Origin of the sequence: Streptomyces sp. NPDC049954, assembly GCF_040656295.1 — a bacterium.
Taxonomy (GTDB): Bacteria; Actinomycetota; Actinomycetes; order Streptomycetales; family Streptomycetaceae; genus Streptomyces.
In genome coordinates this window covers 276,157-288,328 of sequence record NZ_JBFALS010000002.1, presented here as the reverse complement: position 1 = coordinate 288,328, position 12,172 = coordinate 276,157, and the positions used below count along the sequence as shown (strand labels likewise).

Sequence of the window (12,172 nt, the reverse complement as noted above, 5' to 3'; positions counted from 1 at the left end):
AACCTTGCACGGCGCGCAGGTTTTTACCCCGGCCGACGGGTGACGCGTCGCCGCTCGTCATACGGTCGTACCCATGACGCACGGGGCAGACGCCGAGGCCGGGGACCACACGGGCGACGCGGGCGACGCGAGGGGCCCCGGGAAGCCGGAGCACCGACAGGGGTCCGGCGAGGCGGGGCCCGAGGCCGGGCGGGCGTCCGGGCTGAGTACCGCCGAGGTCGCCGAGCGGGTCGCGCGCGGCGAGGTCAACGACGTGCCGGTGCGCAGTTCGCGTTCGCTCACGGAGATCGTCCGGGCCAACGTCCTCACGCGGTTCAACGCGATCATCGGCGTCCTGTGGATCGTCATGCTGGCCGTGGCACCGTTCCAGGACAGCCTGTTCGGCTACGTGATCCTCGCGAACACCGGCATCGGCATCTTCCAGGAGTGGCGGGCGAAGAAGACGCTGGACTCGCTCGCGGTGGTCGGCGAGGCCAAGCCGACGGTGCGGCGCGACGGGCGCGCGGCGGAGGTCTCGGCCTCGGAGCTGGTCCTCGGCGACCTCGTGGAGATCGGTCCCGGCGACAAGATCCCGGTGGACGGGACGGTCACCGAGGCGGACAGCCTGGAGATCGACGAGTCCCTCCTGACCGGGGAGGCGGACCCGGTGCTCAAGCAGCCGGGCGAGGCGGTCATGTCGGGCTCCTTCGTGGTGGCGGGCGGCGGCGCGTTCACCGCCACGAAGGTGGGCCGCGAGGCGTACGCGGCGCGGCTGGCCGAGGAGGCGTCCCGGTTCACGCTGGTCGCCTCCGAGCTGCGCAGCGGCATCTCGACGATCCTGAAGTACGTCACCTGGATGATGGTGCCGACCGCGACCGGGCTGGTGCTGAGCCAGCTCATCGGGGAGAACAACGACTTCAAGGGGGCGGTGGCCCGCACGGTCGGCGGCATCGTGCCGATGGTGCCCGAGGGGCTGGTCCTGCTGACCTCGGTGGCCTTCGCGATCGGCGTGATCCGGCTGGGGCGGCAGCAGTGCCTGGTGCAGGAGCTGCCCGCGATCGAGGGGCTGGCCCGGGTCGACACGGTGTGCCTCGACAAGACGGGGACGCTCACCGAGGGCGGGATGGACGTCGCCGAGGTGCGGCCGCTGGGCGGGTTCGGCGCGGCGGAGCTGTCCCGGGTCCTGGGCGCGCTCGGGGCCAGTGACCCGCGTCCCAACGCGAGCCTCCAGGCCGTCGTCGACGCCTACCCGGACACCTCGGGCTGGACCTGCGAGGACGCGCTGCCCTTCTCCTCGGCGCGCAAGTACTCGGGCGCGGTGTTCGCGGGGCACGGCGGCTGGCTGCTCGGCGCCCCCGACGTCCTGCTCGACCCGGCGGACCCGGCGCTGGCCGCCACCGAGGACCTGAACCGGCAGGGCCTGCGGGTCCTGCTGCTGGCGCGGGCCCCGCAGGGCGTGGCGCTGGACGACCCGGGCGTCGGCGCGGGCGCGGAACCGGCCGCGCTCGTCGTCGTCGAGCAGCGGCTGCGGCCCGACGCGGCCGACACCCTGCGCTACTTCGAGGACCAGGACGTGGCCGCGAAGGTCATCTCCGGGGACAACGCGGTCTCGGTCGGCGCGGTCGCCGCGAAGCTCGGCCTGCCGGGCGCGGACCGCACCGTGGACGCCCGTGAACTGCCCGAGGAGCCGGAGGCGCTGGCCCGCGCCATCGAGGAGCACACCGTGTTCGGGCGGGTCACCCCGCAGCAGAAGCGGAACATGGTGGCCGCGCTCCAGTCGCACGGCCACAACGTCGCGATGACCGGGGACGGCGTCAACGACGTGCTCGCCCTCAAGGACGCGGACATCGGCGTGTCGATGGGCTCGGGCGCGGAGGCGACGCGGGCGGTCGCGCAGATCGTGCTGCTCAACAACAGCTTCTCGACGCTGCCCTCGGTGGTCGCGGAGGGCCGCCGGGTCATCGGGAACATCACGCGCGTCGCGACGCTGTTCCTGGTCAAGACGGTCTACTCGGTGCTGCTCGCGATCCTCGTGGTGTGCTCGCAGGTCGAGTACCCGTTCCTGCCGCGCCATCTGACGCTGCTGTCGACGCTCACCATCGGCGTCCCCGCCTTCTTCCTCGCGCTCGCCCCGAACAAGGAGCGCGCACAGCCGCACTTCGTACGCCGGGTCATGCGGTACGCGATCCCCTGCGGGGTGATCGCGGGCGCCGCGACCTTCGTGGCGTACCTGGTGGCGCGCTCGTACTACGCGGGTACGGGGGCGCTGGACGCGGAGACGAGCGTCGCGACGCTGACGCTGTTCCTCATCTCGATGTGGGTCCTGGCGATCGTCGCGCGCCCGTACACGTGGTGGCGGGTGCTGCTGGTCGCGGCGATGGGCCTGGGCTTCCTGCTGGTGCTGACGGTGCCGTGGCTCCAGGACTTCTTCGCGCTGCGGCTCGTGGGGTCCACGATGCCGTGGACGGGGGTGGGGATCGCGGCGGCGGCCTCGCTCGTACTGGAGCTGCTGTGGCGCTGGGCCGGCCGCCGCTTCCCCGCCTAGGAGGTCCCCGCCTGGAAGGGCCAGGTCACTTCACGTCGAGTGGGCCCGACTTGACGGCTCTGAGGGTGCCCCAGGTCCTGGAGGGGCCTCGGGAGGACGTCTCCCTCCCCTGGGCACCCCCGCGTCCGCGTCCGCTCAACGGCGCCGGATCATGAGCGCGTTGTCGGTGCGCACGCCTTCCGTCCCGTCCGGCTTCCGCTGCCCCCGCTCGTACTCCTCGGCGGCCAGCATCTCCCACGCGCCCTCGGGAAGCTCCAGGGACTCCAGGACCTCCTGAGGGCTCGGCAGGTGCATGTCCGCGTGCGGGTGGTCCGGCTGCCACTCGGGGAGACCGGCGTGCCCGATGACGAGCAGTACGCCGCCGGGGGCGAGGGCGGCGGCGGCCTGCCGCAGGATCTCCTCGCGCGGCATCGAGTCGTCGGGGGTGTGCAGGAAGCTCGCGGTGACGAGGTCGTACTCGCCCTCGGGGAAGCTCTCGCCGAGTTCGTGCCGCTCGAAGCGCACGCGGTCCGCGACGCCCGCCTCCCGCGCGTGCTCCCCGGCCCGGCCGAGCGCGACCGGGGAGATGTCCACCCCGGTGACGGTCCAGCCCCGCCCGGCCAGCCACACCACGTCGGCGCCCTCCCCGCAGCCGAGGTCGAGCGCCCGACCGGGCGGGAGGTCCCCCGTCAGCCGGACCAGCGCGACGTTGGCCTCCCCGCTCCAGATGCGCGTGCTCTCGCGGTAGCGCCCGTCCCAGAACTCCTGCCCGCTCCCGGGCTGCGACGTCGACATGCCGTTCCTCCTCGCCTGACACGGCGCGGTACGCGGCCGTGGCCGCCCATGGTGCGCGGAACGGGCCGGAACGCCAAAAGGTCTTGCCGGTCCGGCAACAACGGGCGGGATCGGGCCCCGGCTCACCGCGCTTAGGCCGGCCGCCCGCCCGTGCCGTCGAGGAACTCGGCGAGCAGCGCCCGGTAGTCGGCCCTGGCCTGGTCGATGCGGCCGCGTTCGAAGGGCCAGGAGTCGGCGGAGCGCAGGTCGCGGCCCTCCTGGGTGAGGAAGGCCCCGGCCGGGACCGCGTCTCCGGGGGAGCCGCCCTCGGGCAGGTAGCGGGCGAGCTGGTCGGCGGCCCCGGCCGCGATGCGCAGCATCCGGGACACCGCCGCGCTCTCCCGTTCGCCGGGCGTCTCACCGGACTCCGCGAGCGCGCGCACCGCCCCCGCGCCGCCCTGCGCGTAGCCCGCCTCCACGGTGAACCAGTCCAGCGGGTCGAGCAGCGTGGAGCGGCCCGGGCCGTAGTCGACCGCGTCCGGCCGGTGGTCCTGCGCGTAGGGCGGGGCGGGCAGCACGAACACGTACTCCTCGCCGGGCAGCGCGCAGCGCATCCGGGTCGCCCCGGGGCCGCCCTGCGGGTACGGCTCGAACTCCGTGGAGCGGGAGTGCTCGGTCCGCCCCTCGCCCTCCGTCGCACGCAGTTCGAGGTACAGGTACGCCTCGGCCTCGTTCCTGGCCGCCAGCTCGGTCACGGATCGCGCCTTTCCTCGGGGGGTGCGGGGCTACGAGGGCTTTCCCTGCCCCGCGCGGGCCCGGCCGAACCGGCGGGCTCAGTCGAACCAGCGGTCGCGGGCGAGTTCCGCCGTGCGGGAGGGGTCCTCCAGGAGCGCGGCCACCTCGAAGCGGCGCGGCCACTGACCGGCCGCCCATGCCAGACCGGCCGCCACCCCCTCCAGGGTCGCGGCGTGCACGACGCCGTCGGGGGTGCGGCGCCAGTCCAGTTCCCGCCCGTCGACGGTCAGCTCCTCGTACTCGGTGTACGTCGCCGGGGCCGAGGGCCCGAGCAGGGCGCGGACGGCGTCCGGCACCTCGTGCACGGTCCCCTCGCCGTGCACCGCGTCCGGCACGGCCTCGCTCAGGCGGCGGACCTGGAGGAGTTCGGCGAGATCGGCGGCGTACGCGGGGCGCACCGGCAGCAGCGGGCGGCGCCCGGCGAGGGGCAGCAGGTCGGGGGCGTCCACGACGAAGGCGTCGGCCGCGTCGACCACCTCGACGGCGCCGTCGACCACGGCGCGCAGGTCGTCGGGCAGCGTGACCTGCTCCGGTTCGAGCCGTGCCAGCTCCCCGTACAGGCCGTGCAGTTGCGGGCCGGTCACGGGAAGGGCCGGGTCGGCGAGCAGGTCGAGGAGTTCGGCGGCGCCCCCGGGTTCCTCCAGGAGGGCGGCGGCCGTGGTGCGTACGCCGAGGGCCCGCAGGACCTGCGCGTCCTCGAAGCCGGTCGCGTCCACGTCCTCGTACAGCCCGTCGAGCAGCGGGTCGCCGCCCGCCGCGCGCAGTCCGGCGGGGCGGCGGCCGTCGAGGACGGGGTGGCCGCGCAGCCACCACGCGGTGTACGGCCGCACCGACTCCGTCGTGCCGTCCGGGAGCAGGACGCGGACCGGCGAGGTCAGCGCCTCGCGCAGCGGCGGCCGGGACAGCAGGGCGAGCGCCTCGGGCCAGCGGTCCTCGTCCACGAGGTCGAGGTCGCGCACGGCGAGCAGTTCGGTCGCGACGGGCGGCACGGGGGTGTCGGGCAGCTGGTCGAGGACGTCCTCGCACCACACGTCGACCGCGTCGAGCAGCCCCGCGTCGTCGGGCTGCGCGAAGTCGCCCTCGCGGGGTTCGAGTTCGTCCGGGTCGAGGACGACGTCGTGGGCGCGCACCAGGGCGAAGCCGCTCAGCACCCCGCAGGCGGCGAGCGGCCGTTCGCCCCAGCGGGCGGCCAGCTCCTCGTCCACGGCGGCGAGCGCTCCCGGCCGCATCACGGAGGCGAACTCCCCTCCGGGCAGGACCAGTTCGGAGGCGGGGGCGAGTTCGCCCTCCTCGTCGGTGAGGGCCAGCGCACCGAGCCAGGGCTCGTCGCCCGCGTCGAGGTGCGCGTCGCGTACGAGGGTCAGGACGAGTTCGGCCAGCTCCTCGGGGTCGGGCGGGGAGCCGGGGCCCTCGTCGAGGCCGAGCCCGCCGTCCCACGCCTCCTCGTCCAGGGAGGCGGCGACGGCGGCCCGCACCTGCGGGGTCGTCAGCACGGCGCGTGGCGTCGCGGGCAGCGCGCCGAGCTTCTCCAGGAGCGGGTGCGCGGCCTGCGGGTGGGCGACCTTGAGGCCGAGCCGCGCGAGGGTGGCCGCCTCGGGCCCGCCGTCCGCGACGGGCAGCAGGATCTGCCGCGGGCCGATCACGGTACGCCCCGAGGCGAGCGGCACCGGCAGACCCGTGAGCCGGTCCGGGTCGACCCCGGCGAGGCTGTCGTACAGCGCGTGCCACCACTCGGGGCTCCGCTCGATCCCGGCGAGCCGGTCGACGGCCTCGGTGAGCGGGACCCGGGCGATGTCGAGGACGCGCAGCGCGGGGCGGCGCTCCAGACCGGCGGGCAGCAGGCTCGGCAGCACCTCGGCGAGGACGGCGACGGTCCCGGCGCCCGCGCCCTCGACCACCTCGGCCTCGATGGGGCGCAGCGCCGTGAACTGCCCGGGTTCCTCGCCCTCGTGCGGGAGGGCGGGCGGCAGGAAGGCGGTGCGCGGCAGCCGGGCGAGGATCGCGGAGCGCAGTTTCCCGTCGAGTTCGGCGCGGCCCAGCGGGCCGGGCACGAGGTCGAGGATCCCCTCGGTGAGCGGCTGCCAGCCGGCCAGGAGTTCGGCGTAGGCGTCGGCCGCGCGCTCCACCAGGAAGTCGGTGAGCGGCCCGTGCGCCGCGTGCCTGCGGGCCGTGTCGAGGGGGAGCGTCGCGATGAGCAGCGCGGGCACCCCGAGGGGTTCCTCGCTGGGCGTCGGGGCGTGCACGACGAGCGTGGTGCGCGGGGCCCGCGGGGCGCCGTCCGCGTCGACGGGCACCGCCCAGGTGACGGCCCAGAACGGCCGCAGCCGCTCCTCCACGGGCCGCCCGGTCAGCAGTTGGGGGGTGAGCGGACCGCCGTGGCTGACGGTGCGCCACCGCCGTACCTCCCCGTCGTCCTCGACGACGGTGTACGGCTCCTCGGTGCGGCGCCGCAGCACGCGCGTGCCGTCCGGGGTCTCCACGACGATCTCCTCCAGACCCGGCAGGGTCAGCAGGAGCGCGTCGTCGATCCCCGCGAGCAGACGCTCCACGAGGTCCTCGGCGACCGCGTCGCGCAGCGGCAGGATGACGACGGTGTCGTAGCCCTCGGGCGCGGAGCCCTCGGCGGGGAAGGGCAGGCGCAGCAGCGGTACGTGCCCGTCGCGGCGGCGCACCTCCTCGTCCAGCGCGGGGACGCCGAGAGCGTGCACGGCCTCGCGGGACTCGCTCAGCGACCAGCGCACGCCGCCGGTGCGGCCGACGACGGCGGGTTCGTCGGTGACGGCGAGCACGGCGGCGAAGCCCACGCCGAAGCGGCCGACGGTGCCCTGTCCGTCCTCGCGTTTCGCGGAGGCGCGCAGCGTGGAGAGCGAGGCGACCCCGGCGGCGTCGAGCGGGGCGCCGGAGTTGGCGACGGCGAGGACCGGCGGGTTGTCGCCCGCCGAGTCGCGCAGCGCGATCCGCAGCCGGCCCGGAACCCCCGCGCGGGCGGCGGCGTCGGCGGCGTTCTGGGCGAGTTCCACGACGACCCGGTCGCGGTAGCCGCCGAGCGCGAGGTCCTCCTCGGCGTTGGCGTCCTCCCGCAGCCGGGCGGCGGAGGCGGCCCACGCGTCGAGCACCGCACGCCGCTGCCGCCCGGTCCCGAACACGTCGGCACCCTCGTCGGCCGGCCGTACGTCTTCACTCACGGTGCTCACTCCTCGTCCCGGGGACAGCGGATGCCGTCCTCTGTGCGTTGCCGCCCAGCCGGATCTCATACCCGTCCGTGCGGACCGGCGTTTGAAGGTACCGCGCGACAGGAGGGCGGTGAGCGGGCAGCCGTACCGTCCTCGCCCGTGCGCTCGCCCCGGGGGGCGCTGTCCGCAGTCCCGTTCCGGGGGAAGGCCCCCGTGCCCCGGCCCGTGCCCGCGGGCACGCTGGAAGGACGCGTCACCCGGGGCGGGACGCGTTCACGGGAGGCTGGGGGAAGCGATGAACCGTACGGGAGCGGACGGGGCGGGACGGGGCGGTGCCCGGTTCGGACGAAGTGGCGCCGGGAGGGGGTCGCTGCCGGTCGGACGGGTCGTGCGGTGCGCGGCGGCGGCCGCGTGCGCGGCGGCCCTCGTCGCCGGGCCGGGGCTCGGCTCCGTACGGGACGCGCTGGCCGCCGCGACGGACCGGACGCCGGTGGGCGACGTACGGCGGTAGCGGCGCCGCCCGGCGGACCGGTGCCGGGGGCGGGCCCGGGGCCCGGTCAGCCCTCGCTGTCGCCCCGCGCGTCCGCGTCCGGCCGGTCGCCGTTCGCGCCGAGCGGCAGCGTGTCCGTGCGGGTCTCGTCGAGGACGAGCGGCGGGGCCTGCGGGGTCTTCGGCATGACGGCCGCCTCGGAGTGTCCGCCGCAGCCGAAGGTCAGGGCGACGACGTGCCCGTCCGCCGGGCTGAACTCGTTCGCGCACACGCCGAACGCCTGCCGCAGCGAGGACCCGGTCAGCGGCACGAGGAAACCGCAGGACTGGCACGAGGCGGGCGCCGCCTGTGCCATCGGGGTCCCCGGTCCGTGCGAGTCCTCCCAGCGGTCGGCGGCCACGTGCAGCCCGTAGCGGGACAGGACGCGGGCGCGGCCCAGGCCCAGCTCCTCGGCGACGTCGGCGACCGAACCGCGACGCGGCGCGACCGGGAGCGCCGCGGGGGCGCCGTCGCTCAGGTCGGCGTCCTCGGCCTCGGCCAGCTCCGCGAGGTCCTCGGAGACCGCCGAGTCCGGCGGCGGCTCCTCGTCGGCGGCGAAACCGGGCTCCAGGCGCAGGTCGTCGGCGTCGGTGGGCAGCAGGTCGCCGGGGCCCATGTCGCCCGGGCGCAGCCGCTCGCTCCACGGCACCCACTCCGGGGCCAGCAGCGAGTCGGGGCCCGGGAGCAGCACCGTTTCGTCAAGGGTGACGACCTTCGCGCGGGAGGCGCGGGCCACGGTCACCGCCCAGCGCCAGCCGCGGTAACCCATGTCCTCGCAGGCGAAGAGGTGGGTCACGACGCGGTCGCCGTCGGCGACGACGCCCACGTGCTCGCCGACGACACCGGGCGCCGCGGTCTCCTCGGCCGCCGCGCGCGCCAGGTCGACCGCCTCGACACACAGTCGGTCAGGGGTGCGGCTTCGCGTTGTCGCTGCGCTCACAGGTATCGCTTCTCTCCTACGCCGTCTCACGAGTGCGCCCCCTCAAGGGGCCGAGGCACGGTATGAGGCGCGGACGGAGCGGACCGAGGGACCGCGTCGACGTCCGCGCCCGATCCGGTGGTCCCCGGGCGCGCCCACGCCATCCATTCTGCGGGATCGCGAAAAGGGCGCGCGGCCAGGTACAACCGCCGCGGGCGCGCTAGGCACGCTACCCTCTTCGCGCCCCGGCGCCCACACGGACGTCCCTCCTGGCTCTCCGAAGCCCCTCGACGGGAGCCCTCGCACGCCGCCACATGGCCCCGCCAACGGACGGTCCGGACGCCCCGGGAGTACCGGCCCGCCCGCCTCGTCCCGCGCTCCACGCAGTGCCCCGGGGTGGCATTCGGCCCTCTGCGCCCTCTTCCCGCGCACCGTCCCGTACCGGAAGCGGGCTACCGGGCGTCCGACGGGGCACTATGACGGGGTGACCGCATCCTCGTCGTCCGCCGGGCCGCCGGAGCGCGGCGGCGCGCTGCTCCGGCGCGCCCGCGCGGTGCGGCGCGCGGTGGCGGCGCCGTTCACCTCCACGGGGCGGCTCGTGCGCCGCGTGACGCACGCGCACGGCGCCGGGGAGTCGGGGCTCGGCAAGCTCATCGAACTGCACGGTGTCAACGGCGCGGGCGACGTCATGATCACCGTGTCGCTGGCCTCCACCGTGTTCTTCGCGGTCCCCACCGACGAGGCGCGCGGCCGGGTCGCGCTGTATCTGGCGATCACGATGGCGCCGTTCACCCTGCTCGCCCCGGTCATCGGCCCGCTCCTGGACCGGCTGCCGCACGGGCGGCGCGCGGCGATGGCCACGTCGATGCTGGCGCGCGCGGTGCTCGCCCTCGTCCTGTCGCACGCCGTCGTCGGCGGGAGCCTGGAGCTGTACCCGGCGGCGCTCGGGGTGCTGGTCGCCTCGAAGGCGTACGGGGTGGTGCGCAGCGCCGTCGTCCCACGACTGCTGCCGCCGAACTTCTCCCTCGTGAAGGCGAACTCGCGGGTCACCCTCGGCGGACTGCTCGCGACCGGCGCGGCGGCCCCGGTCGGCGCGGGGCTCCAGATGCTCGGAGCGCGCTGGCCGCTGTACGGGGCGTGCGCGCTGTTCGTCCTGGGCGCGTTCCTGTCGTTCCGGCTGCCGCCCGTCGTGGACTCCGCGAAGGGCGAGCGCACGGCGCGGCTGCTTCCCGGCGAACCGGTACCGCTGTCGAAGGCCCCCGAGGGGGCTGCCGGGGAACGGGGCCCCGCCCCCGAGGGCATGCGAGGCGCCCCGGAAGGCTCGCGAGGCGGTCCGGAGGGCTCGCGAGGCACCGGCGGGGCGAGCAGCCCCGACGGCGGGCCGGCCGACACGCGGGCGGGGCGGGCGCGGCGGCGCCGGCCGGGGCTGCGTTCGGTCGGGCCGACGGTGATGTTCGCGCTCGGGGCGAACGCCTCGCTGCGCGGGCTGTCCGGTTTCCTCATCTTCTTCCTCGCGTTCCTGCTGCGCGACCAGCCCCTGGGCGGGCAGAGCGCCGCCGTCTCGCTCGGCGTGGTCGGGGTCGCGGCGGGCACCGGCAACGCGCTGGGCACGGCGGTCGGGGCGTGGCTGCGGGCGCGGGCGCCCGAGGTCATCATCGTGATCGTCGTCGGCGGCGTCCTGGCGGTCGCGGTCGCGGCGGCCGCGCTGTACAGCCAGCTCCTGGTCGCGGCGCTCGGCGCGTGCGCGGGCTTCGGGCAGGCGCTCGCGAAGCTGTCCCTCGACGCGCTGATCCAGCGGGACGTGCCCGAGCAGGTCCGCAGTTCTGCCTTCGCCCGCTCGGAGACCTTCCTCCAGATGGCCTGGGTGCTCGGCGGCGCCATCGGGATCGCGCTGCCGCTCAACGGCGTCCTCGGTCTGTCGGTCGGCGCGGCCCTCGTCGCGACCGGCTGGCTCGCCACGATCCGGGGGCTGCTGACGTCCAGTCGGCAGGGGCGGCAGCAGGAGCGGGCCCGGGTCGCGTAGCGCGGTTCTCCCGGCCGCTCGTCCCGCCCGTCCCGCCGTCCCGCGCCGGCGCCCGGCCTGACGGGGCGCCACCGGGCCCGCGCGCGGCCCCACGGCACGCCGTACCCTCGTGAGGTGCGTGTGGCCGGGGCCATATAGCCTTCCGCCATGACCTCCCCGCGTTTCCCGGCCAGCCGCCGTCGCGCCGTGGCCGCCCTCGGCGCCGTGTCCGCCGGACTCCTCGCCCTGTCCGCCTGCGACAAGCCGACTCCGCTGGCCACCGTGACGGTGGGCACGACCTCGGTGAACTCGGAGGCCTCCTGCTACAACGACGGCGATCCGCTCAAGGCCGCCGACGTGCAGAAGTGCCTGAAGGAGACCGACGACGTCAAGACCGTCAAGGTCGACCCGGACGCGACCGTCCGCGTCGGCGTGGACCCGAAGATCGCCGACGAGGGCTGGACGATCCTGATGAACGGCCAGCCGCTCACGGAGTCCAGCGAGAAGACGTACCGGACCATCCCCGGCAGCGTGTTCTTCAACCAGCAGTACGGCGGCGGCGCGAAGGGCTCCACCATCTCCATCCTGGAGGGCTCCGGCCAGAAGGCGCTCGGCCTGTGGTCCTTCAAGATCGAGAAGGACGACTGACCCCGGCCATGCGTGTCCTCGTCGCCACCGCCGTCCCCGCCGAACGGGACGCGGTGGCGCGCGCGTTCCCGGGCCCGCCCGCGACGCACCCGCTGCCCGGCCTCGTCCTGCACGCGCTCGACACCGCGACCGGCCTCGCCGACCCGGCGGCTTCCGCGCCCGCCGTGCACGTCGTGGCCGCCGGGGTGGGCCCGGCCGCCGCTGCGGCCGGCACGGCGACCGCGCTCACCGCGGCGGCGCTCGCCTCCCGCCCCTACGACCTGGTGGTCTCGGCGGGTATCGGCGGCGGTTTCGCCCCGGACGCCCCGCTCGGCGCGATCGTCGTCTCCGACGCGATCATCGCGGCCGACCTCGGCGCCGAAACGGCCGAGGGCTTCGTCCCGGTCACCTCTCTCGGCTTCGGCACCGACACGCACGAGCCGCCGGCCGCGCTCGTACGGTCCTTCGTCCGGGCCCTGACCGCCGAGCCGGCCCCCGCGCTGACCGAGCCCGCCGCCCCGCTCACCGTGCTCGTCGGCCCGGCCCTCACCGTGTCCACGGTCACCGGTACGGCGGCCGGCGCCGCCGCGCTGCGCTCCCGCCACCCGCGGGCGCTGAGCGAGGGCATGGAGGGCTTCGGGGTCGCCGAGGCCGCCGCCGCGCACGGTGTCCCGGTGCTGGAGATCCGCGCCGTGTCCAACGCGGTGGGCCCGCGCGACCGGGCCGCCTGGCGCGTCGGCGAGGCCCTGACCAGCCTGAGCACCGCCTTCGCCGCCCTCCTCCCGGTCCTCACGGCCTGAGCGTCCCGCCCGGGCCGGGCCCGCGAAGCCCGCGAAGCCCGCGACCGGCC

At 75.9% G+C, this 12,172-nt stretch carries 9 protein-coding genes; 5 read left to right on the top strand and 4 right to left on the bottom strand.

Annotation, left to right across the window (positions count from 1 at the left end; all coding sequences use genetic code 11):
• Positions 1 to 73: 73 nt before the first annotated feature.
• Positions 74 to 2,524, top strand: a complete 2,451-nt coding sequence (locus AB0J21_RS04785; RefSeq protein ID WP_363144361.1) for a cation-translocating P-type ATPase — start codon at positions 74 to 76, stop codon at positions 2,522 to 2,524.
• Positions 2,525 to 2,659: 135 nt separating this feature from the next.
• On the opposite strand, the gene AB0J21_RS04780 is transcribed toward AB0J21_RS04785, so the two are convergent.
• From AB0J21_RS04780 to AB0J21_RS04770, 3 genes are all read right to left on the bottom strand, one after another.
• Entirely contained in the window at positions 2,660 to 3,298 is a 639-nt protein-coding gene (locus AB0J21_RS04780) for a class I SAM-dependent methyltransferase (protein ID WP_363144360.1), read from the bottom strand.
• Between the two features lie 131 nt (positions 3,299 to 3,429).
• On the bottom strand, positions 3,430 to 4,032 hold the full coding sequence (locus AB0J21_RS04775; protein WP_363144359.1) for a hypothetical protein: 603 nt from the start codon (positions 4,030 to 4,032) through the stop codon (positions 3,430 to 3,432).
• A 78-nt stretch (positions 4,033 to 4,110) separates the two neighbouring features.
• The gene (locus tag AB0J21_RS04770) at positions 4,111 to 7,257 is read right to left on the bottom strand and encodes a molecular chaperone Hsp90 (RefSeq protein ID WP_363144358.1); all 3,147 of its coding nucleotides are present in this window, start codon (positions 7,255 to 7,257) and stop codon (positions 4,111 to 4,113) included.
• Positions 7,258 to 7,540: 283 nt separating this feature from the next.
• On the opposite strand from AB0J21_RS04770, the gene AB0J21_RS04765 reads away from it, so the two are divergent.
• Positions 7,541 to 7,756 carry a hypothetical protein gene (locus AB0J21_RS04765; RefSeq protein WP_363144357.1) on the top strand — a complete coding sequence of 72 codons (216 nt, stop codon included), beginning with the start codon at positions 7,541 to 7,543 and terminating at the stop codon, positions 7,754 to 7,756.
• 46 nt (positions 7,757 to 7,802) lie between these two features.
• Here AB0J21_RS04765 and AB0J21_RS04760 read toward each other — a convergent pair whose 3' ends face one another.
• Complete coding sequence (locus AB0J21_RS04760; RefSeq protein WP_363144356.1) at positions 7,803 to 8,714, bottom strand: DUF3027 domain-containing protein; 912 nt, start codon at positions 8,712 to 8,714, stop codon at positions 7,803 to 7,805.
• 463 nt (positions 8,715 to 9,177) lie between these two features.
• On the opposite strand from AB0J21_RS04760, the gene AB0J21_RS04755 reads away from it, so the two are divergent.
• From AB0J21_RS04755 to AB0J21_RS04745, 3 genes are all read left to right on the top strand, one after another.
• Positions 9,178 to 10,716, top strand: coding sequence for an MFS transporter (locus AB0J21_RS04755; RefSeq protein WP_363144354.1), 1,539 nt, complete (start codon positions 9,178 to 9,180; stop codon positions 10,714 to 10,716).
• Positions 10,717 to 10,863: 147 nt separating this feature from the next.
• Entirely contained in the window at positions 10,864 to 11,343 is a 480-nt protein-coding gene (locus tag AB0J21_RS04750; protein ID WP_363144353.1) for a DUF2771 domain-containing protein, read from the top strand.
• An 8-nt stretch (positions 11,344 to 11,351) separates the two neighbouring features.
• Positions 11,352 to 12,122, top strand: coding sequence for a futalosine hydrolase (locus tag AB0J21_RS04745; protein WP_363144352.1), 771 nt, complete (start codon positions 11,352 to 11,354; stop codon positions 12,120 to 12,122).
• The last annotated feature ends 50 nt before the right edge of the window (positions 12,123 to 12,172 follow it).